Origin of the sequence: Cupriavidus sp. KB_39 (assembly GCF_052114485.1) — a bacterium.
Lineage (GTDB): Bacteria > Pseudomonadota > Gammaproteobacteria > Burkholderiales > Burkholderiaceae > Cupriavidus.
The window spans coordinates 136,767-159,011 of sequence record NZ_JBFREV010000008.1 but is presented as its reverse complement, the minus strand read 5'-3'; the positions used below and the strand labels follow the sequence as shown (position 1 = coordinate 159,011).

The window sequence follows — 22,245 nt, the reverse complement described above, 5'->3', positions numbered from 1 at the left end:
GGGCCCGATCTGAGACAGGGGCGCCGAAGATTTCTGTCCCGGCAATGCGCGTAGTCATTCCCGCGACATGGAATATGGGTATGCGAGAACTAAAACAGATGCCCCGGGAAACGTTCCCAAAGCCATACATTATCAAGAGTGCAAAAAGCAGAAAGCCCCGCCAGTGGCGGGGCTTCCCAGGCAAGATATTGCCGGGCGCTTCAGGCGGTTATCAAACTGCCTGAATCTTCGTGGCCTGTTCGCCCTTCTGGCCCATTGCCTTGACGTAGCGGACCTTCTGGCCTTCCTTCAGCGACTTGAAGCCATTGCCTTCAATCGCCGAGAAATGCGCGAACAGGTCGTTGCCGCCTGCGTCCGGGGTGATGAAGCCGAAGCCCTTGGCGTCGTTGAACCACTTAACGGTACCGGTTTCCATATATCTTTCCAACCTTGAATTTCAGATGAGCGTAATCGCCCGACGAGGCATGATCTTCGCAACAGCCCGCGTCGAAAAATTCGTTAGAGGGCAGTGCGCATGCGAGGACCCATTCTGCCGGTTTTTTTTCGCGTGTCAATCGGACTAAGCCCCTAACGGTATTTCGGCATGCAAACAGCAGATATTAGAGTTTTCTACATCGAACRCGGTTTTGTCTGACATCTCAACACCTTGGACGATGGTAAGACAGGGTTATCCGCATACCGAGTATCGATAGTCGGTACGAATTCGCGCGATTCCGTTCCGCCGGGCAGTTCGGTGGCCCCCTTCCCGCCATGGCGCCGAATGCTTCAAACTCCTGTACTCCATATGGACTATGGCGTTTGGCGGAGGATGCCACGACAATTGCCGCCAATAGAAAACAACGTCGTCTGGACACCAGGCGGCGCGCGCCCAAGGCGCAATTTGAACGTAGAACGGGGATTTTCATGTCAATCGAGCCATAGCCTGGCCGACCGGACGTGCATGCGCGCGTCGCCAGGGKCGGCCTGCCTCGGTCCACATCGGCCCATATCCGGGCTGGACGGACTCCCGCCACAATTTTTCACAATCCATTCCCAGCGAATGCCCTAGCATCGCCCCTTGCCCGGCACATTAGGGAAAATCCCGTATCGATGGCCACGGGGACGGGCATCGCGCGGGCAGCGCCGCCAACGGCGCGCCCAAGGCATAACAGAAGAAGCGGATAACAGCCAGTGAAGCAAGTGCAACGTTCAATCCGGGGACTTTTCGGCCATGCCGGCGATGCCAGCCAGGCGCCGTCACGGGCCGCCGCCCCATGGCAACGCGCCATGGCGGTCGTGGCGGTGCTGGCGTCCGCGCTCGGCGTGGTGCTGGCCACGCTGACGCCTTCGACGGCGGTTCAGGCCCAGCCGGCGGCCGATCTGGCCCGGCCGGCCGCGCCCAACGTCGCCTTCCACTACGGCAGCAAGCCCCCCGTGGACGCCCTGCAGGCCTTCGACGTGGCCGTGGTGGAGCCCGACAGCGGCTTCGAYCCGCGCCGCGTCTCCACGCCGCAGACGGCGTGGTTCGCCTACGTGAGCCTGGGCGAGGTGCTGCCCAGCCGGGCCTACTTCCCGGACATCCCCAAGAACTGGCTGGTGGGCAGCAACGACGCCTGGCAGGCCCGCGTGGTCGACCAGGCCGCCGACGGCTGGCCGGCATTCTATGTCGACAAGGTCATCGCCCCGCTGTGGGAGCGCGGCTATCGCGGCTTCTTCCTCGATACGATGGATTCCTATCACCTCGTGGCCAAGACCGACGCCGAGCGCGCCCGGCAGGAAGCCGGCATGGTGCGTGTGATTCAGGCCATCAAGGCCCGCTACCCCGAGGCCCGGCTGTTGTTCAACCGGGGCTTCGAGATCCTGCCGCAGGTGCATAGCCTGGTCTACGGCGTGGTGTTCGAATCGCTGTTCCGGGGCTGGAACCAGGCGCAGGGCCGCTATACSGARGTCAGCCAGCAGGACCGCGACTGGCTGCTGGCGCAGGCCCGCGTCATCCGCGAGCAGTACAAGCTGCCGGTCATTTCCATCGATTACTGCCCGCCGACCGACCGCCGCTGCGCCCGTGACACCGCGCGCCGCATCCGCGCGCTCGGCATCACGCCGTACGTGACCGATTCCGGCTTGCAGACCGTGGGCGTCGGCCAGATCGAGGTCATGCCGCGCCGCGTGCTGGTGGTGCAGGAGAGCGAGCCCGGCGTGGCCATCGACAACACGGAAGGCGTGCGTTTCGTCTCCATGCCGATCAATTACCTGGGCTACCGGGTGGACTTCGCCGAGACGCGCGATCCGTTGCCCGAGATTGGCCCGGACCGCTATGCCGGCGTGGTGGTCTGGTCCAACGGCTATTTCACCCAGCAGCCCGGCCGTTTCCTGGCCTGGGTGGAGAAGCAGATCGCCCAGGGTGTGCCCGTGGTCTTCATGAACGGCTTCGGCGCCCCCGTGGCCGGCTCGCTGGCGCGTACGCTGGGGCTCAAGCCGGTGAAGGGGCGCGTTTCCGGGCCGGTGTCGATTGTGTCGAAGGACCCGATGGTGGGCTTCGAGATGCCGGTCGCCCCGGACCGCACGGAGGCCGTGCCGGTGCAGGTGCAGGACGGCGCCGCCAACACGCGGTCGCTGCTGCGCATGCGATCGGGCACGCTGACCTTCGACGCCGCTGCCATCACGCCATGGGGCGGATACGTCACAGGCCCATACGCGGTGCGCCAGAACGTGGCGACCGACCAGGACCGCTGGACCATCCAGCCGCTCCAGTTCCTGCGCGAGGCGCTGCGCCTGCCGCAGATGCCCGTCCCCGATTCCACGACGGAGAGTGGCCGCCGCCTGCTGACCATCCATATCGATGGCGACGGCTTTGCCTCCAAGGCCGAGATCCCCGGCGGCGGTTTTTCGGGCGAAGTGCTGTTCCGCGAGATCTTCGACAAATACCGCCTGCCGATGACGATGTCCGTGATCGAGGGCGAGGTGGGCAAGTCGGGCATGTACCCGAAGCTGACGGCSGAGCTGGAGCCGATCGCCCGCAAGATCTTCGCCCAGCCCTACGTGGAAGTGGCCAGCCACACCTACTCGCACCCGTTCGAGTGGGGCCGCACCGTGCCCGGTCACGAGAACGACGCCCGGATCCAGGAGGGCGACGAGGCCTATCACCTGGCGATTCCCGGCTACAAGATGGACCTGAACCGCGAGATCGGCGGGTCGATCGACTATATCAACAAGGTGCTGGCGCCCCCGGGCAAGCCGGTGAAGATGGTGCTGTGGCCCGGCGACTGCCAGGCCCCGCCCGAGGCGCTCAAGCTGACCGAGCAGGCCGGCGTGCTGAACATGAATGGTGGCGACACCATGATCACGCGCAGCAACCCGAGCTGGACCGCGATTGCGCCGCTGGGCATCCACAAGGCCGACAACACCTTCCAGGTCTTTGCGACCAACCAGAACGAGAACATCTACACCAACCTGTGGCACGGCCCGTACTACGGCTTCGAGCGCGTGATCGAGACCTACGAGCTGACCGAGAAGCCGTACCGCTTCAAGGCCGTGAACATCTACTACCACAGCTATTCGGGCACCAAGGTGGCGTCGCTGCGGGCGCTGCGCAAGGTCTATGACTACGTGCTCACGCAGCCGCTGCTGCCGATCCATTCCACCGACTATGTGCTCAAGGTCATCGACTGGCAGGGCATGGCCGTGGCGCGCGAGCTGGGCGAGGGCGCGAATGGTGAGAATGGTGAGATGGGCGCGCCGGCCGCCGGGGCCTGGGTGGTGCGGGGCGATGGCAACCTGCGCAACCTGCGCTGGAACGGCACGGGCGTGCCGGACGTGGCCACCGCGCGCGGCGTGACCGGCTCGTCGCCGGCGCCGGGCGGCGGCACCTATGTCCACCTCGATGGCGGCAATGCGCGCTTCCAGATCGTGCCGGCCGCCACGCGCGCCGTGCCCGAGATCCCCGAGGCCAACGGCCTGGTGCGCGACTGGCAGCGCGACGGCCAGGTCACGCGCTTCCGTTTCAGCGGCTACTACAAGCCCTTCTTCCGGCTGGCCAATGCCGGCCAGTGCAGTGTGACGGTCGACGGCAAGCCCGTCGCCGGTGTGCGCGAGCGCAACACGCTGCGTATCGATACCCCCGCGGTGAATGATCCGATCCATGTCCAGCAACAAGTCGAAGTCCGCTGCGCCGGCTGAGCGCGAGCGGCTGTTGCCGCCCGCGCTGGTCCTGACCTTCACCGCCATGGTGGGGGTGGGACTCGCGCTGATGTTCCCGCGTGAAACGCTGCGCGAGCGCCTGCTCGGCCAGGGCCGCACCGTCGACGGCCTGACCGTGGCCTACCTCGAGGCGTGGTCGCGCGTGGCCCCCAACGACACCAGTTTCATGGGTGTGCTGGCGGAGCAGTACGCCCGCAGCGGCCGGCTCGACGACGCCGAGGCCATGCTCGCCCGCATGCAGGCGGTGCAGGGTGCGGACCTGAGTGGCCCGATCCTGCGCACCCGGATCGAGATCTCCCAGCAGCGCGCCTACGCGGCGCTGCCGGAGACGCCCGAGCGCGCGCGGCGGCTGGCGATGATGAACGACCTGCTGAAGGACGCCACCACGCCGGCGCAGATGCGCAAGTGGTCGCTCGCCGATCTGCAGGCGCTGGCCACGCAGTCGCGCCAGATCGGTGCGGCGGACCCGGCCGGCAAGCTGTTCCGCGAACTGGCCGTGCGTGACCCCGGCAACGCGGACTTCTACAACAAGCAGCTCGCCGGCATCGCGCTGGCCGGCGGCAACTATCGCGACTCCGCCCAGGCGCTGTTCGACGCCCAGGCGCGCGCCAAGAACCTGTACGAGCAGCGCACGCTGTTCCTGCAGGCGCTGCAGACGCTGCAATCGGGCAACCTGCTCGACGAGGCGCTGGCGGAAGCCGAGCGCCGGGGCGGCAAGCTGCTCGACGATGCCGAGGTGCTGCGCTACCTGACCAAGCTGGCGCTGGCGGCGGGCAAGCCCGAGGTGGCGGCGAAGTACGTGGAGCGGCTGCTGAAGCTGTCGGCCAACAAGCCGATGGGCGCGACGCTGCTCGCGCAGGCCCATCTGCGCCGTGTCTCCGACACCGAGCCGTGGCTGGCCCGCGAGGTGGTGTTCCTCGACGGCCCGCGCGGCGTGAAGCTGCGCGACAAGCTGGCGGCAGCCGGCGAACTTGGCGTGCGCCACGTGGCGGACACCGGCAATGTCTCGCAGGCYGACGCCCAGGCGGCGGCCAAGGCCGAAGTGGCRGCKGCGGCRGCCGAAGGCAAGGCGTTCAATGCCGACGACTACGATCTCGCCTATCGCGTRTTCCTGGCCGCCGGCAAGCTCGACCAGGCGCAGCGCGTGGCGCAGACCGCCGTGCAGAAGCTGCCGAACGAGCCGGTCTGGCGTGAGCGGCTGGCGCAGGTGGCCGAATGGAACCGCCAGCCGATGATCGCGCTGCAAAGCTGGCTCCAGTACGCCCAGGCCACCAACGACGAGCGCGCGTGGAACAACGTCATGCGGCTGGCCCCGGGCCTGTCCGACGACCGCGCCTATCTGGCGGCGCTGCGGCACCGCGCCGGCGGCGGCGACCTGAAGACCATCGACGAGGTGGTGGCTGCCTACGAGCGGCTGGGCGAGCCCGAGGCCGGCATGGCCTTCCTCGATTCCCTGAGCAGCGGCCCGCACGCCCGCGAGGTGATGGAGCGTAACGCGCAGCTGGCCGAGCGCGCAGGCCGCGACGGCCGTGCCTTCGAGCTGTACGGCCAGCTGCAACAGCGCTTCGGCCCCCGGCCCGAGTACGCGCTCAAGCGCGCCAATATGCTCTACGTGGGTGGCCGGCTGACGCAGGCCATGGACGCGATGCTGCCCGCGCGCGCCAAGGCCGGCCCGCGCGACCTGCTGTACTGGCGCACCTACACGGACCTCGCGCGGCTGACGCAGCGCGACGACCTGCTCGCGGACGGYTACCGCCAGATGATGATCGCGGTCAGCAACACGCACGACGACCATTGCATGACGATGCCGCCCGGCGCCGCGCGCAACGACTGTCTGGCCGAAGTGCGCGATACCGAGGAAGCCGATTTCTCGAACCTGATCCAGTACTACGACAAGACGCCGATCGATGCCGGCCGGATTGCCGAGGCCGGCTGGCGCAAGGGCGGCAAGCGCGAGCAGCTCGAACTGGCYATCTATTACTACACSCGYGCCCATGCCTACGTGCGCGTGGAGCGGCTGTTCGCCAGCCTGACGCCGGAGCAGAAGCGCGACGCCGAAGGATCGGCCACGTTCCTGATGCGCCGCGCCGAATACTGGCGCCTGACCGGCGACCGCGAGCACGCGCTGGCCGACCTGCGCCACGCGGTGGGCCAGCCCGATGCGGACAGCGAGACCTTCGCCGCGCTGCTGTGGGCGCTGGTCGACATGGGCACGGACAGCGAAGTGCGCGCCGTGATGCTGCGCCTGAAGCCCGAGGCCGAGGACGATCCCGGTCTCTGGGGCGCCTACGCCGCCGGCGCCATGCGCTTCCAGGACGGCCGCACGGCGCTGCACTACCTGCACAAGATCCAGATGGGCAAGAGCGCCGATCCGCTCTGGCTGGGCCTGCTGGCCGATGCGTACGAGGCCATCGGCCAGACGCAGATGGCGTGGCGCATCCGCAAGCAGGCGTGGATCGACCTTCACAAAGCGTGGTCGCCTGCCGGGCTGCAGGGTGCCGATGCACCGCAGGCCGGCGAGGAGGACGACGCGGCCACTGACCCCGAAGACGAGGAAAACGCGCAGGGCGCCCCGGCGCGCGCGGACCTGCGCCGCCAGACGGTGGCGCTGGGCCAGGTGTTCGCGTCGGGCGATGTCTCGCGCAGCCTCGTCATCGAAATGCTGCGCCGCGACCGCGCGGAAGTGGCTGCGCGCCGTCAGTCGCCGGGGGATCTGCCGTCGGTCACCGGTGCGTCGAAGCTAGGCGAGGTGCCGGGCCTGCCGCCGCTGGTGGTGGCGCCGCCGGCCGAACTGACCGAGCGCGAGCGCCGTCGCCAGAGCCTGATCTCGGCCGCCAGCCGCGAGGTGGCGCTAGCCTGGGCGATGTCGTCGGAGTCGAACGAGCTGGCCCGCGCGTGGCTGGCGCGGCAGTACGTCAAGACGCTCCAGCGGCCGGCGTACGCCGAAGTGTCGATCGCGCTCGACAACAACGACCTGAACGCGCTGGACCGCATCATGGAGCGCCAGGCGGGCCGCGTGCCCGTGGCGAGCCAGATCGAGGCCAATCGCCAGCTTGACCGCATCTCGGCCGCGCAGACCCAGGCGTTCGAGACCCAGGAGCTGGCCCGCACCGACGACACCCTGCAGGAGACCCTGCAGGATGCGCTGCTGTTCAACGCGCAGGCCATCGAGCCGCGCGTGACCTTCCAGCACCAGAAGCCGCTCGAATACTTCGAATACAGCCTGGGCGCCGGTGCCCGGCTGTGGGACGGCTACGCGGTGGGCCTGCGCGGCGTGTTCCGCGACCAGCGCAGCACCGATCCGACCCAGCTGGCCAACGTGCCGGCGGGCGACCGCCGCGCCGAGCTGACGCTGGACTACCGCGACTCGCAGAAGCGCTGGCTGGTAGGCGTGGGCCGCCGCGACGGCCTGGAGAGCTTCACCACCGCGCGCATGACCGGCCAGTGGAATCTGGAAAGCCGGGTGTCGTTCACGACGCTGGCCGGCTACAACCAGCAGGCCGACGAGTCGTCGCAACTGCGCGTGGGCGGCATGAAGGATGTGCTGGGCGCAGGCGCCACGTGGCGACTGGGCCTGCGCGAGTTCATCAGCGGACGYTTCGAGTACAGCCATTTCTACGGCCAGGACCGCAGCGCGCTGGGCCATGGCCTGCTGTTCGACGTSGAGGCCGGCTACCGCATCCGCACRCAGTATCCGGACTACACGGTRCGCGCCGTGGCCACGCGCGGCATCTACACCCGCAACAGCGGCACGCTCACGCCGGCCCTGCAGCGGCTGATGCCGGCCGATGACGACGAGGCGAACACCGCGTTCTACATGCCGCAGAGCTTCACGCAGACCGGCGTGCTGTTCGGCTTCGGYACCGAYCTGCTCGCCGAATACACGCGCAAGTGGCGGCCGTTCGCGGAGGTGGGGGCGCTGTACGACTCGCGCGCCGGCCACAACTTCCACGGGCAGGCAGGCCTGGCCGGGTCGGTGTTCGGCAACGACCACCTGGCGCTGTATATCTCGCACGACACCGCGGCCCGCACCAGCGGGACGCCGCTGACCGAGGTCGGCCTGCGCTATCGCTGGCTGTACTGACGATTGACGACGAAGGTTTTCAAGGTAAACGAGGGGAATCCCATGAAAAAGACAATGACTGGCAAGGGCCGCATCGGGCGGATGGCAGCATGGATCGGTGCCGTTGGCGCGGCACTGTGGCTGGCGGGTTGCGCGGTGACGGATGTGGGCCGTGCGCCGCAAATGTCGCCCGGCGACACGGTGGCGGTGCTGCCGATTGTCAACTACACCGAGACGCCGCAGGCCGGCCTGCGCGCCGAAGCCATCGCCGAATCGCTGCTGAAGACCGGCGGCATCGCCAACCTGAAGCGCTACCCGGCTTCGCTGAACCCGGAAACGCTGTTCGAGCCGGCCGAGCGCGAGTCGGTGGGCAAGGCGCTGGAATGGGCCCGGGGCGAGCGCGCCCGCTACGCGCTGACCGGCGCGGTGCAGGAATGGCGCTATAAAGTCGGCGTGGATGGCGAACCGGCAGTGGGCATCTCGCTGCAACTGATCGACGTGGCCAGCGGCCAGGTGGTGTGGTCGGCCACGGGCAGCGACAGCGGCTGGAGCCGCGCCTCGCTGTCGGGCACCGCGCAGAAGCTGCTGCGCCGCCTGCTGGCACCGCTGATGCAGGGTTGATCGCGTTTTCGGACGCTGTAGAAAAGGACAGGTGACACGCGTGGGGAATTCTGCGGAAAAAAGGCGCCAGGGGCAGGGGATCGGCCTCGGCGGGCGCTATGCGCGCTGGCTGGCGCCCGCGGTGAGCGGGCCGGCTGCGGTGCTGGAGTTGATCGCCACGATGGTGGTCGCGATGGGGCTGGCCTATCTGGTGCTGCCGCAGAACCCGCTGCTGCTCGGCATGGGCTTTCCCTGGGCGTGGCTGCTGCCGGTGATCCTGGCGCTGCGCTATGGCACGCTGATCGGCGTGGGCTCGGTGCTGATGCTGCTGGGCGGCTGGTTTGTCTTCGAAGCGCTTGGCAGCTACACCAGCGCGTTCCCGCGCATGTTCTTCCTGGGCGGCCTGCTGCTGGTGCTGATCTCGGGCCAGTTCGGCGATGTGTGGGGCACGCGGCTGGCGCGCGCTCGCGCCGTCAACCGCTATCTGGACGAGCGGCTGGCCGCGCTGACCAAGAACCACTACCTGCTGCGCATTTCCCACGCGCGGCTGGAGAACGACCTGCTGGCACGCCCGACCACGCTGCGCGACACGCTCTCGCAGATGCGGGCCGTCGCCATGGGCGACGCGGCCCGGGGTGGGGTGGACCAGCCCGAGACCACGCTGCCCGGCGCGCAGCCGATGCTGCAAGTGGTGGCGCAGGCCTGCCAGATCGAAGGCGCGGCGCTGTTCGCGTGTGATGGCGAGCGCATCTCGCCGCAGGCCGCCGCGAGCATCGGGCCGGCCTTCGAACTGAACCTGGACGACCCGCTGGTGCGCCATTGCCTCGACACGCGCGAGCTGGCCCACCTGCGTTCCTCGGGCCTGCAGCAGGACGCCGAGACCCGCTACGTSGCCGTGGCGCCGGTGCTGGCCGGTTCCGACCGCCTGATCGGCGTGCTGGTGGTGGAGCGCATGCCGTTCCTCTCGCTGACCTATGAAAACCTCCAACTGCTGATGGTGCTGATGGGCTACTACGCCGATGGCGTGGAGCACGGGCAGGCCACGCACGGCATCCAGGCGCTGATGCCGGCGATTCCGTACGCGTTTGCGCTCGACTACGCGCGGCTGTCGCGGCTGCGCCAGGAAACCGGCGTCGAAAGCTCGGTGGTGGCGCTGGTGTTCGACCTCGACGAAGCCCGCGACGCGCTGTTCGAACAGGTGGTGCGCAGCCGCCGGGCGCTGGACGTGGCCTGGCCCGCGCACAGCCCGCGCCAGCGCGCCATGCTGACGCTGATGCCGCTGTCCGACAGCCAGGCCGTCTCGGCCTATCTGGTGCGGATCGAAGACATGCTGCGCGCGCAGTTCGGCACCGATTTCGCCACCTCGCACATCGGCGTGTACTCGCTGACCGTGCCGGCCACCGGCGCCGAAGACGCGCTGGTGCGGCTGTTGCAGCGTTGCCAGATCGATGGCGCCACGGCGACCGATGCCACGGCGCCGCGCTCGGTGGCCCCCGGCGTGGTAGCTGGCGCCGCCGGCAACAACGCTCCGGTGCCGGCTTCGGCCGGCACGCAGGCGGGCTGACGCATGGGCAAGCTGACCTTCGGCGGCACCGCCTTCCAGATCGCCGCGCTGGCGCTGCTGTTTCAGGGCGGCACGGGCCTGCCGCTGCTGCTGGCATTTTTCGCCCTGCAGGCGGCGGCCTCCGGGTTGCTGGGGCTGGCGCTGTGGCGTCTGCTGCCGCGCCGCTTCCGCGCGCCGTTTGCGTGGACCTACGCCTACCTCGCCGCGTTCTGCTTCTTCGTGCCGCTCGGCGGCACGCTGGTCTGCCTCGGCAGCCTGCTGTTCGCGCGGCTGTTCCCGGGCCGGCGCGATGCGTCCGGCATTGCCTCGGTAGCGCTGCCGGCCTTCGTCACCCACCTGATCCAGCGCGTGACGCACGGTGGCGGGGCGCGCCTGCGCGCGCAGCTTGGCAATACSCGCGCGCCGCTGCCGGAGCGCATGAACGCGCTGGTGGCCATGCAGTCCATGCCCACGCGCACGGCCAGCCCGGTGCTGCGCGAACTGCTGGCCGATAGCACGGACGATATCCGCCTGCTCGCCTACGGCATGCTCGACGGCGCCGAGAAACAACTGACGCAACAGATCTTGGCCGAACTGCCGCGCCTGGAAGCCGCCGACACGCCCCAGGCGCGCGGCGAGATCAACAAGCGGCTGGCCGACCTCTACTGGGAACTGATCTACCAGAACCTGGTACAGGGCGATGTCTACCGCTATACCGCCAGCCAGGTGGAGCGCTACGCCAGCGCCGCGCTGGAGACCGACGACACCAACGCCGCGCTCTGGTACATGCGCGGCCGGCTGGCGCTGACGCGCAATGCGCCGGCCGAGGCGCGCGCGTGGCTCACGCGGGCCGAGTCGCTTGGCTTCGCGCGTGAGCGCGTGCTGCCGCTGCTGGCGGAAGCCGCCTACCTGGAACGCGACTACGCCGCCGTGCATCGCCTGATGGCGGCTTTCGACAGTCCTTCGCCGCTCCCACTGGTGCGGCCCCTGTTGCGGTACTGGCAATCATGAGTGAAATRCTGGTCAAGGGAACGTCCGCCGACGTCATGCTGCTGCTGGAAGGCACGTTCCCGTATGTGAGCGGGGGCGTGTCCAGCTGGGTCRACCAGATGATCCGCGCTTTCCCGGACATCCGCTTCGGCATCGTCTTTATCGGCAGCCGCCGGCAGGACTATGGCGAGATGGCCTACGCGCTGCCGGACAACGTCGTGCATCTGGAAACCCATTTCCTGTACGACTTTCCGCCGCCGCCGATGGTGCACGGCAGCGCGGGCGACCCGAAGGCTTTYGAGAAGTCCGACGCGCTGCACGAAATGCTGCGGGAGCCCGGCAAGGAACAGGAGGCGGGGGAGCTGATCCGCGAACTGATGCCGGCGCTGCGCGAGGGCGGGGCGCTGTCGGAAGATGCCTTCCTCTACAGCCGCCGCGCCTGGCAGACGATCACCGAGCAGTATCGGCAGTTCTGCACGGACCCGTCGTTCACGGACTACTTCTGGACCATCCGCATCATGCACAAGCCGCTGTGGCAGCTGGTGCGGATTGCCGACTCGCTGATCCCGGCGAAGATGTACCACACGGTGTCCACCGGCTACGCGGGCTTTCTGGGCGCGATGCTGCGCTACCGCAGCGGGCGGCCGCTGCTGGTGTCCGAGCACGGCATCTATACGAAGGAACGCAAGATCGACCTGTTCCAGAGCGAGTGGATCCGGGACAACCGCAACATATTCGAGCGCGACATCTCCCAGATCAGCTACTTCCGCGAGCTGTGGGTGCGTTTCTTCGAGACGCTGGGCCGGGTCTGCTACGACGCCGGCGAMGAGATCGTGGCGCTGTACGAGGGCAACCGCCGCCGCCAGGTGGCCGATGGCGCGGTGGAAACCCGCACGCGCAATATCCCGAACGGCATTAACCTGCCGCGGCTGTCGGCGCTGCGCACGCAGCGGGCGCCGGGCGTGCCGCCGGTGCTGTGCCTGATCGGCCGCGTGGTGCCGATCAAGGACATCAAGACCTTTATCCGCGCGATGCTGACCGTGGTGCGCGAGTATCCGGACGCCGAAGGCTGGATCGCCGGCCCCGAGGACGAGGATCCCGAGTACGCGCAGGAATGCCGCAGCCTGGCGGAAAGCCTGGGGCTCGGCCAGAAGGTCAAGTTCCTCGGCTTCCAGAAGATCGACGAACTCCTGCCGAAGGTGGGCGTGCTGATCCTCAGCTCGATCTCGGAGGCGCTGCCGCTGGTGGTGCTCGAGGGCTTCGCGGCGGGCGTGCCGTGCGTGACGACTGACGTGGGCTCGTGCCGCGAACTGATCTTCGGCCTGCCGGGCGAGGATGCAGCGCTGGGCGCGGCGGGCGGCGTGGTCCGTATCGCCGATCCGGCCGCACTGGCTGGTGCCGCGCTGGAACTGCTCACCGACCCGCCGCGCTGGCAGGCTGCCCAGGCGGCCGGCATCKCCCGGGTGGAGCGCTACTACACGCAGGAACAGATGGTGGGCAGCTATCGCACGCTGTATGCGTCGCTGATGGACAAGCCCGATCACGCGGGGCGCACGGATGGGGTCGCGCCCGCCGGCAATCCGGCAAAGTGCCCCGTGCACGGAGGACGCTGACATGGCCGGGATTGGTTTCGAACTCCGCAAGATGCTCCGGCGCGACAGCCTGTCCGGCATGCTGAGCGCCTACGCCTACGCCGGCGTGATCAGCTCCGGGCCGTGGGTGCTGTCGATCCTCGGCATCCTGCTGATCGGCCTGCTGAGCATCGGCTTCGTGATTCCGGGGATGCTGATCACGCAATTCCAGGTGTCGGTGACCTACCTGATTGCCTGCAGCCTGATCCTGACCGGGCCGATGCAGCTGTCGTTCACGCGCTTCACCTCCGACCGGCTGTTCGAGCGGCGCGACCACCTCGTGCTGTCGAACTACCACGCGGTGGCGCTGCTCTCCACCGGGCTGGCCGGCGCCATCGGCGTGGGCTGCGCGGTCTGGGCGTTCCCGGAGCAGTCGGTGCTGTACCGGCTGCTGATGATCGCGGGCTTCGTGATCATGAGCAATATCTGGATCGCGGCGATCTTCCTGTCGGGCATGAAGCAGTACAAGGCCATCGTGTGGACGTTCTTCGTCGGCTACACGATCACGGTGCTGGGCGCGCTGGCGCTGCGCTCGCGCGGGCTGGAGGGGCTGTTGGCCGGCTTCGTGGTGGGGCAGCTCTGCCTGCTGGTGGGCATGATCACGCTGATCTACCGCAACTACACCAGCCAGCGCTTCATGTCGTTCGAGGTGTTCCAGAAGCGCTACGCCTATCCGAGCCTGGTGGCCATCGGCCTGTTCTACAACCTCGGCATCTGGATGGACAAGTTCATGTTCTGGTACGCGCCGTCCACGGGCCAGCAGGTGATCGGCCCGCTGCACGCGTCCATCATCTACGACATCCCGGTGTTCCTGGCCTACCTCGCCATCATCCCSGGCATGGCCGTGTTCCTGGTGCGTATCGAGACCGATTTCGTCGAGTACTACGACGCGTTCTACAACGCGGTGCGCGGCGGCAGTTCGCTCGAGCACATCGAGGACATGCGCAACACGATGGTCCAGACCATCCGCCTGGGGCTGTACGAGATCGTGAAGGTGCAGGCCATCGCGGCGCTGCTGCTGTTCGTGGTCGGGCCGTGGGTGCTGCGGCTGCTGGGCATCTCCGAGCTGTACCTGCCGCTGCTCTATGTCGACGTGATCGGCGCGAGCTTGCAGGTGGTGCTGCTCGGCGTGCTCAACATCTACTTCTACCTGGACCGCCGGCGCGAGGTGCTGCTGCTGACCGGGACCTTCGTGGTGCTGAACTTCGTGCTGACCCGACTCACGCTGGAGCTGGGCCCGGCCTGGTATGGCTACGGGTTCGCGGTGTCGCTGCTGATCGTGGTGGCGCTGGCGCTGTACCTGCTGGACCGCAAGCTGGAGCGCCTGGAGTACGAGACCTACATGCTGCAGTAGGGCGGAGCGGGCAGGGGAGGGTTGTTGTAGCTTTTACACGCGGCGGGGCGCTTRMGKGCGCCTCGCYMGCCATCGTTTCAAACGTGCCGGCCCMATGTGGCCCAATGTGGCCCWATGGCTGCGCTTGCCGCGCGCCATCCCCCGCCGTCGCGGCGGCGCCGCAACACTGGTGCATGCCCCCCGAACGGAGCCTCGACGCGCCATCGTGCGTTTGGGTAACATGACGCGGCCGCGCCACACATCGGCGGTAGTCATCAGAGGGATGTATGAGAATTGCCTCCGTGGAGGACGACCCCAGCCAGGCCGCACAGATCCGACAACTGCTCGAGGAGGCCGGCTTTACCTGTACGAGCTTCGCCGCCGGATCGGATTTCCTGCGCGCGCTGCGCGACCAGGTATTCGACCTGCTGGTCATCGACTGGCAACTGCCCGACATGAGCGGCTACGAAGTCGTGAACTGGGTGCGCCAGCATGCCGGCCGGCTGCCGCCCATCCTGTTCCTGACCAGCCGGATCGATGAATCCGACATCGTCGCCGGCCTCGCCGTGGGCGCCGACGACTACCTGGCCAAGCCGGTGCGCCCCGCCGAATTCGTGGCCCGGGTGCGTGCGTTGCTGCGCCGCGCCTATCCGGCGGTGCCTCATGACGATCAACTGCTGCGCCAGGGCCGCTATGTAGTGGATGCGCGCCGTCGATCCATCACGCTGTCGGGCACGCTGGTGGAACTGTCGCCGCGCGAGTTCGATCTCGCGCTGTTCCTGTTCCGCAATATCGGCCGGCTGCTTTCGCGCGAGGTGATCGAGCAGGCCGTCTGGGGCCGCGCCATGGAGGCCGGCTCGCGCACGCTGGACACCCATATCTCGCGGCTGCGCATCAAGCTGGAGATGCGGCCCGACAACGGCGTGCGGCTGATGTCCGTCTACTCGCACGGCTACCGGTTCGAGGAGGCCAGCACGCTGGCCGCMGGGCAGCCTGATGCGTAGCCAGGCGCCGCCGTTGCCCCGGTATCTCGACGGCCTCGAGAACCTGCCCGAGGCCACGGTGATCGTCGATATCGACGGTGGCATCCTCGTGGCGAACCGCCGCGCGGTGGCGCTGGCGCCTGCCATGYTGTCCGGCATCGAGGATCTGGCGGCGGGCGCATCCCTCGATTTCCCTGATTTCCCCGAAGATGCCTATGGCGGCCTCGCGCCGCCGGGCCTGCCGGACCTGATCGAAGCGCTGTTCCCGGTGCCGGGCCCCGGCCTCGCCTACTGGGACGGGCTCTGCGCGGTGCTGGATTCCCACGCGCCGGTCATGTCGTCCGACGATTCCCAGGGCGTGGAACTCGCCACCGAGGACGATCGCCGCTTCCTGCTCCACGGCGCGCCGCTGCAGGGCGAGGCGGGCTGCCCGCCCGGGGCCATCGTCAGCCTGATCGACATCACCACGGTGCGCCGCGCCGAGCGCCAGCGCGCCCAGATGCTGCATTTCCTGTCGCACGACATGCGTTCGCCCCAGGCGTCGATCCTGGCGCTGATCGACATGCAGTCGCGGCCCAACCGCGCGCTGCCGCCGGAGGTGCTGCTGGCCCGCATCGCCGAGCACGCTCACCGCACGCTGGCGCTGGCCGATGACTTTATCCGGCTGGCGCAGGCCGACTCGGAGCGGCTGGAATTTGCCGAGGTGGAGCTGACCGGGCTGGTGCTGGATGCCACTGATGAACTCTGGGCGCTGGCCAAGGCGCGCGGCATCGAGCTGCAACTGAGTCTGGAGGCGGAGGGTGAGACCCTGCGTGCCGCGCCGGTGCTGCTGGTGCGCGCCATCGCCAATCTGGTCAGCAATGCCATCAAGTTCGGGCCGCCGGGCAAACCGGTGTCGGTGCGAYTGCGGCGCATGGGGCCGTTCCTGGCGGTGGCGGTGTCGGATTCCGGCCCTGGGATTTCCTACGCGGATCAGGCACGCCTGTTCGAACCGTTCCGCCGCGTGCATGCGCCGGGCGCCGATGCGCCGGGCGGCAGCGGGCTGGGGCTGGTGTTCGTGAAGACCGTGGCAGAGCGGCACGGCGGCCGCGTCATGGTGGACAGCGCCGCCGGCGCCGGGGCCACCTTCACGCTGTTGCTGCCSTTGCGCCGCCGCGCCGGCTGATCCGGCCGCGCCGACACAATTGTTGGCAATCGGCAGAGCCGAACTTGCCTACGATGGGTGGGGCCACGGACTCCGCATCCGAGGCTTTAGTGTCCGCGCTGGCCTCGGCGCGGACACGGCTTTTTTTACTTCGCCATCCCCGGTGCAGGCGCCGGCGTGGCGGCCGGCACCGGTGGGGTGGGTTCGGGCTTGGCGCCGTCGGCGTCCGGCTTGGCCGATGCATCGGGGGAAGCCGGCGTATCCGGSTTGATCCGCTTCGGCACGTCCGAAGGCGTGCCCTCATCCTCATCGTCATACGACGGCAGATCGTCGCCGCCCTGGCCCAGCAGGTAGCGGCGGCGCTGCAGATAGCCATCCCGCACGAAGGAATACTTGTCCAGCGCCGCCAGCGAGAGCAGGTCCGTCGCGCCGAGCAGGTTCGTCCGCACGTTCACCACGTTGAGCGCGAACAGCGAATTGCGCCATGCCGGGTCGAGGTAGTGCGCCGGGTCGAGGTAGAAGCTGCCGGCCAGCCCGATGCCATCGCGCACCGTGCTCGGCCCGAACAGCGGCAGCACGATGTACGGCCCCTGCGGAAAGCCCCACACGCCCAGCGTCAGCCCCAGATCCTGCGAATGGCGCTCGATGCCGGCCGCCGTGGCGATGTCGATCAGGCCKCCGATGCCRAGCACCGAGTTGATCGCCACGCGCATCAGCGTCTCCGCCGCGGCGGTGCCCTTGCCTTGCAGCAGGTTGTTGGCGAAGTTGCCGACGTCGGCGAGGTTCGAATAGAAGTTGGTCACGGCCAGCCGCACCGGCTCGGGCGTCACGGCCTTGTAGCCCTTGGCGACGGGCACGGCCACGTACTGGTCCACCGTGTCGTTGACCTTGAAGGTCACGCGGTTCATCGGCTCGAGCGGATCGTCGGGGTTGGCTTGCGGACCGGAGGCGCAGCCCGTGATCAGGGCGGAGAGGGCGGTAGCGGCCAGCACGCTGGCGATCCGCGAGCGGCCCATCGAGCGGGGAACAGAGGGGGAAACCGGAAGATGGCGGGCGCCGGGCATGAGCGGGAGACGGGAGAGCATGGTGAGACGGTTGGTCTTTCTTGATTTCTTGTGGTTATGGGGGCCGGCCGCCGGTACTTCAAGGGCGGCGGCAGGCAACAATACCGCATCACCGCCACTTACCGCCTGGTATTCCCGTTGTCTGCCCCATGGTGGTTATCGGCGGAATTCCCCAGCGTCGTAGCCACCGTCAAGGGGGGTAGCGAGGGGCCGAGCGGGTCATGGCGCCCCACCGGCGCCCGGCGCGGCCGGCCCATCAGGATCGGCTGGAAGAACACCGCGCCCGCCAGCGTGGTCACCAGCGCCAGCGCCAGCAGCTTGCCCAWGCTCGCCGTGCCCGGGTGGTGCGACAGCCAGAGGCTGCCGAACGCCGTGGCCGTGGTGGCGGCGCTGAACAGCACCGCATGCGTCAGGCTCGATTGCAGCAGCTTGGTCTTGCCGTTGCGCCACGCAATCACGTAGTAGATCTTGAACGCGACGCCGATGCCGAGCAGCAGCGGGAGCGCAATCACGTTGGCGAAGTTCAGCGCGATGCCGAACACCACGCACAGCTCCAGCGTGACGATGCCGGACACCAGCAGCGGAATCAGCGTGCGCAGCACGTCGCCGATGCGCCGCAGCGTGATCCAGAGCAGTACCGTGATCGACAGCACGGCCCATAGGCCAGCATGGCTGAACGCGGTCATGATCGTGTCCGCCGAACCGCGGATCGCGATCGGGCCGCCCGTGGCATCGGGCTGCACGCGGGCCATCACGTCCAGGAAGTGGTCGAGCGCGGCGGCGCGCGCGGCCTCGTTCTTGACGCCTGGCGGTGGCAGCTTGGGCGTAACGCTGAGCAGCGCCTTGCCGTCCGGGGCCAGCCAGTCGCGCAGGAGTTCCGGCGGCAGGGTCTGCTGCGACACCGGCTCCGGCTGCAGCGAACGTTGCAGCGTGGCCAGCGCAAGCCGCAGCGGCAGGGCGATGGCGCGCTCGGCACGATCGCGCGTGGCGGGTTCGGCATCGGACAGCTTCTTCAGGGAACGCGACAGATGCGCGGCGGCTTCCGCGCCCGGGCCGGGATGATCGAGCGCGGCCAGGTCGAGCTGGCGCGAGGCGTTGCGCAGTGATGCCACGCGCCGCACATCGTCAGCCGGCGCGGATGGGGWTTGCGTCAGCGCCGGCATCATCGTCTTCGCCAGCCCGGCGATGATCGCCAGCTTCGGCGCCTGGTCGTCAGGGATGAAGGTGCGCAGCGTGACCACGCGCTCCACCTCGGGCAGGGCCTTGAGCTTGTCGGCGGTGCGCTGGGCGGCGGCCAGGGACGGGGCCAGCACCTTCACGTCGTCGGTGCCGGCCTGCGGGGCATCCTTGAGCGCCAGCAGCGTGGACATCGACTCGGAATGCGGGTCCTTCAGGTGCAGCGGATCGAAATCGAACTTCAGGTGCGGCAGCAGCGGGGCGCCGCCGATGATCAGCACCAGCACGCCCACCAGCACGCCCTTGCGATGGCGCTCGAAGAACGCATCGGCCGGGGCCAACCAGCCGAAGCCGGGCAACTCGGCTTCGCCCTTGGGGCGCAGCACGCGGATCAGGGCCGGCAGCAGCGTGAACGTGGTGGCGTAGGCGATGAACATGCCCACGCCGGCGATCTTGCCCAACTCCGCCACGCCCCGGTAGTCGGTGGGCAGGAAGCAGAAGAACGCGGCGGCAGTGGCGGCGGCGGCCAGCGTCAGCGGCGTGCCGACGTCGCGCGCGGTCAGCCGCAGGGCTTCGTCGAGGTCGTCGTGCTCGTGCCGCTCGGCACGGTAGCGCACGCCGAACTGGATGCCGAAGTCCACCCCCAGCCCGACGAACAGCACGGCGAACGCCACCGAGATCATGTTCAGCGCGCCCACCATCATCAGGCCCAGCGCGGCCGTCATCAGCAGGCCGGCCACCAGGCTGGCCAGCACGGCCACGATCAGGCGCGCGGAACGCAGCGCCATCCAGAGAATGCCGATGACCACCACCAGCGTGAGCAGGCCGTTGAGCACGGCACCTTCGCTCACGGATGCGAATTCGTCGTCCGCCAGCGGCTGCGGGCCGGTGAGACGGAYGGCGGCGCCATAGCGCTGGTCGAGCTTGAGATCGGCGGCGGCGCGACGGATGGCCTCGCTGGCGCCGGCGCCGGCCTTGAGGTCGCTGAAGTCGAGCACCGGCGACAGCGTGACGAAGCTGAACGCCCGGCCATCGGCATTAGGCTTCAGGCTGTCGTCGACCAGCCCCATCCAGGACAGCGCCACGGGTTTGTTGGCCAGCACGCCGTCCACGGTGGTGGCGCTGGCCGCCAGCAGCTTCTCCATATCGCCCAGCTTGATCTGGCCCAGTTGCAGCGGCAGGGTCAGCGTGGTGGTCAGCAGGTCGGACAGCCCACGCAGCGTGGGGTCATGGGCGAGGTTGTTGATCAGCGGTCGCGCCTGGGTGAGCTTGGCGGCCATGTCGTTGACCGAAGCCGTATCGGCGAACAGCAGGCCGTTGCGCTCGAAGAAGGCGCCCGCGCCGGGCTGGCCTACTGCGCGGAAGCGCTGCGGCTGCTGGCGCAGGGCGTCGGCCAGCTCGTTGGCGGCGGCGTCGGCCAGTTCCTTGGCCGGGGCCTGCACCACGGCCAGGATCATTTTGTCGCGCTGCGGAAACGCGTCGCTGATGGCCGCGTCGTTCTGCGCCCACGGCGCGTCGGACTCCAGCAGGCGGCTGATATCGGTATTGATGGCGAAGTTGCGCGCCATGTAGACGCCGCTGGCAATGGTGAGCAGCAGCGAGACGCCGATCACGGTCCAGGCGCGAACGGTGGAAAACTTGACGATACGGGTCAGCGTGGATCTGATCATTTGCGTGGGGTTCTGGCACCCGGCCCGGCCGGGGCGCACGGAGGCGGCAGCCCGGAGTATAGCCGCTGGCAGCGGCTTCTCCGCACCCGCCGCGGTCCGGCCGCGCCGCGATCCGCTATATACTGGGCCGACTGGCCCTGTGGTCGATTATCCCTGCATCGGAGACTCATGAACCGACAATTTCCCAGCGCCATCATTGCTCCCGCGATTGCCCCCGTTGCCGTGGCGATTGCGGCCGTAGCGATGATCGGCACCGCGCACGCCCAGACGTCACCTGACAAGCTCGTGCAAACCGCCGTCGAAGGCGTGATTGCCAAGATCAAGGCCGATCCCGAGACGCGCAGCGGCGATCTGGCAAAAATTACCGCCGTCGTGCAGCGTGAGTTCCTGCCTTACACGGATTTCGGCCGCACCACCCGCCTCGCGGTCGGGAATGCCTGGAAGCAGGCTACCCCTGAACAGCAAAAAACACTCCAGGAGCAATTCACGGCCCTGCTGGTGCGCAGCTACGCRGTTTCGCTCTCGCAACTGCGTGACCAGAGTCCCAAATTTACCTACAAGCCGGCCAAGGCTGGCAGCAGCGCCAACGACTCCGTGGTGGCCACCCGCGTGCTGAACAATGGCGACGAGATGCTGATCGACTACCGCCTCCAACGCGGCAACGACGGCTGGAAAATCTACGACATCAATATGATGGGCGCGTGGCTGATCGAGGTGTACCGCAAGCAGTTCGCCGACATCGTCGCCCGCGACGGCGTGGACGGCCTGATCAAGTATCTGACCAATCACAACGCCCGGGCGGCGGCTTAATCGGTCCTAGGTAGCTTGAGCGGTGAAGGGCGGGCCTCGGTGGCCGTCATCCCAGCAATTGGGGATGATGACCCCGGAGCCAGCCGGTCACGTCATCCAGTAGTTCCGCGGCGCAGGCGATACATTCGCGCACGGCGGACAACGGCACCAGATCCCCTGAATAGTCGGAAAGGTTGCGCTGTTTGCGCAGTGCATCAAGCACGATAAGCCGCTCGGCGGSCAGGCTGATGGTCAGGCTCAACGTCTGCAGCGCAGTCTGGTGATGGCCGGGTCGGCTGGTCAGCGTGCGGTAGCCGCGGGCGTTGAGTGCGGCCATGGCGCACTGCAGGATGGCCTTGTAAGCGGCATCGAAGCGGTTTTCGTGGCTGACGGCCTCGATCCGGGCGTCGGCGAGGTTGCGCCGCGCGGCACCGAGCAGGCGTTCGATTTGCTCCCGGCTTGGCGCAGTCGCGTCAAGGCTCAGTCCCAGCAGRTTCTCCAAGGTCATCGTCGTTGCCGATCAGGAAAAGCTTCGGTTTCGCAACCACATCCACGACGAACGGATCCCGGCGCTGGACGAGTGATTGCCATTCCTCCGCGGAGAACACCTTTGCGTTGATCTCGCGGGCGAGCGACGACTGTACCGGATACAGCAGCTGAACACTGTCCCGAAAGGTAATAGACCCGATGATGGCGACGTCGATGTCACTGTCGGCCACGTCACGGCCCGCTGCCACGGAACCGAAGATGAACGCCGCCTGGATTGAGGCGGCGACTGGCGCGAGGGCAAGCGTCAAGGCCTCGACTGCGCCGGACGTCTTGCGCATGATCCCGGCCAGTTCCTCGAACACCGGGGAAGCCCGGTTCGCGCGATAAAGCACCTGGTTGCCCTGGGGCGTACGCGTGAGGATGCCGGCTTCCGCCAGCTTGCTCAGTTCTTTATGGAGGGTGCCGGGCGCCGTGCCGGTCAGGCGGGCAATCTCTCGGACGTGATACGACGCCTCCGGGCGSAGCAGGAGCAGGCCCAGAACACGGCGCCGGTATTGGCTGAAGAGGGTGTCGGAAAGAGATTGAAGCATTTTC

At 67.9% G+C, this 22,245-nt stretch carries 15 protein-coding genes; 10 read left to right on the top strand and 5 right to left on the bottom strand.

Features of this window, described 5'->3' with window-relative positions; translation table 11 throughout:
• Positions 1 to 211: 211 nt before the first annotated feature.
• Complete coding sequence (locus AB4Z27_RS08970) at positions 212 to 415, bottom strand: cold-shock protein (protein ID WP_039009350.1); 204 nt, start codon at positions 413 to 415, stop codon at positions 212 to 214.
• A gap of 851 nt (positions 416 to 1,266) precedes the next feature.
• Here AB4Z27_RS08970 and AB4Z27_RS08965 point away from each other — a divergent pair.
• From AB4Z27_RS08965 to AB4Z27_RS08925, 9 genes are all read left to right on the top strand, one after another.
• Complete coding sequence (locus AB4Z27_RS08965) at positions 1,267 to 4,155, top strand: bifunctional glycoside hydrolase 114/ polysaccharide deacetylase family protein (RefSeq protein WP_441644304.1); 2,889 nt, start codon at positions 1,267 to 1,269, stop codon at positions 4,153 to 4,155.
• Positions 4,118 to 8,260, top strand: a complete 4,143-nt coding sequence (locus AB4Z27_RS08960; RefSeq protein WP_441592877.1) for a tetratricopeptide repeat protein — start codon at positions 4,118 to 4,120, stop codon at positions 8,258 to 8,260. The genes AB4Z27_RS08965 and AB4Z27_RS08960 overlap by 38 nt, the downstream gene beginning before the upstream one ends.
• A 42-nt stretch (positions 8,261 to 8,302) precedes the next feature.
• Positions 8,303 to 8,860: a penicillin-binding protein activator LpoB gene (locus tag AB4Z27_RS08955; protein ID WP_092297071.1), complete on the top strand. Its 558-nt coding sequence runs from the start codon at positions 8,303 to 8,305 to the stop codon at positions 8,858 to 8,860.
• A 40-nt stretch (positions 8,861 to 8,900) separates the two neighbouring features.
• Complete coding sequence (locus AB4Z27_RS08950; protein WP_441644288.1) at positions 8,901 to 10,403, top strand: PelD GGDEF domain-containing protein; 1,503 nt, start codon at positions 8,901 to 8,903, stop codon at positions 10,401 to 10,403.
• A gap of 3 nt (positions 10,404 to 10,406) precedes the next feature.
• Positions 10,407 to 11,393, top strand: coding sequence for a lipopolysaccharide N-acetylglucosaminyl transferase (locus AB4Z27_RS08945; RefSeq protein ID WP_092297074.1), 987 nt, complete (start codon positions 10,407 to 10,409; stop codon positions 11,391 to 11,393).
• Positions 11,390 to 12,985 (top strand): GT4 family glycosyltransferase PelF, encoded by a 1,596-nt coding sequence (gene pelF / locus AB4Z27_RS08940; protein WP_441644287.1) that lies wholly within the window; start codon positions 11,390 to 11,392, stop codon positions 12,983 to 12,985. Before AB4Z27_RS08945 ends, pelF begins: the two co-directional genes overlap by 4 nt.
• Before the next feature lies 1 nt (position 12,986).
• Positions 12,987 to 14,357, top strand: coding sequence for an exopolysaccharide Pel transporter PelG (pelG, locus tag AB4Z27_RS08935; RefSeq protein WP_441592879.1), 1,371 nt, complete (start codon positions 12,987 to 12,989; stop codon positions 14,355 to 14,357).
• Positions 14,358 to 14,623: 266 nt separating this feature from the next.
• Positions 14,624 to 15,340: a response regulator transcription factor gene (locus AB4Z27_RS08930; protein WP_092297083.1), complete on the top strand. Its 717-nt coding sequence runs from the start codon at positions 14,624 to 14,626 to the stop codon at positions 15,338 to 15,340.
• Positions 15,341 to 15,353: 13 nt separating this feature from the next.
• Entirely contained in the window at positions 15,354 to 16,484 is a 1,131-nt protein-coding gene (locus AB4Z27_RS08925) for a sensor histidine kinase (protein WP_441644286.1), read from the top strand.
• A 125-nt stretch (positions 16,485 to 16,609) separates the two neighbouring features.
• On the opposite strand, the gene AB4Z27_RS08920 is transcribed toward AB4Z27_RS08925, so the two are convergent.
• Together AB4Z27_RS08920 and AB4Z27_RS08915 are read right to left on the bottom strand one after the other, a co-directional pair.
• On the bottom strand, positions 16,610 to 17,479 hold the full coding sequence (locus tag AB4Z27_RS08920) for an MlaA family lipoprotein (RefSeq protein ID WP_441644303.1): 870 nt from the start codon (positions 17,477 to 17,479) through the stop codon (positions 16,610 to 16,612).
• A 167-nt stretch (positions 17,480 to 17,646) separates the two neighbouring features.
• The gene (locus AB4Z27_RS08915) at positions 17,647 to 20,373 is read right to left on the bottom strand and encodes an MMPL family transporter (RefSeq protein WP_441644285.1); all 2,727 of its coding nucleotides are present in this window, start codon (positions 20,371 to 20,373) and stop codon (positions 17,647 to 17,649) included.
• Positions 20,374 to 20,541: 168 nt separating this feature from the next.
• Here AB4Z27_RS08915 and AB4Z27_RS08910 point away from each other — a divergent pair, with 168 nt between their 5' ends.
• Positions 20,542 to 21,183, top strand: a complete 642-nt coding sequence (locus AB4Z27_RS08910) for an MlaC/ttg2D family ABC transporter substrate-binding protein (RefSeq protein WP_092297096.1) — start codon at positions 20,542 to 20,544, stop codon at positions 21,181 to 21,183.
• A gap of 46 nt (positions 21,184 to 21,229) precedes the next feature.
• Here the strand turns inward: AB4Z27_RS08910 and AB4Z27_RS08905 are convergent, their stop codons facing one another.
• Both AB4Z27_RS08905 and AB4Z27_RS08900 read right to left on the bottom strand, forming a co-directional pair.
• Positions 21,230 to 21,670 carry a DNA-binding protein gene (locus AB4Z27_RS08905; RefSeq protein ID WP_441644284.1) on the bottom strand — a complete coding sequence of 147 codons (441 nt, stop codon included), beginning with the start codon at positions 21,668 to 21,670 and terminating at the stop codon, positions 21,230 to 21,232.
• Entirely contained in the window at positions 21,636 to 22,241 is a 606-nt protein-coding gene (locus AB4Z27_RS08900; protein WP_441644283.1) for a nucleotidyltransferase domain-containing protein, read from the bottom strand. The genes AB4Z27_RS08905 and AB4Z27_RS08900 overlap by 35 nt, the downstream gene beginning before the upstream one ends.
• Positions 22,242 to 22,245: the final 4 nt, after the last annotated feature.

Bases quoted from the DNA above. Each gene is read 5' to 3' on its own strand.
- AB4Z27_RS08955 (WP_092297071.1), top strand. From the start codon at position 8,303: ATGAAAAAGACAATGACTGGCAAGGGCCGCATCGGGCGGATGGCAGCA.
- AB4Z27_RS08970 (WP_039009350.1), bottom strand. From the start codon at position 415: ATGGAAACCGGTACCGTTAAGTGGTTCAACGACGCCAAGGGCTTCGGC.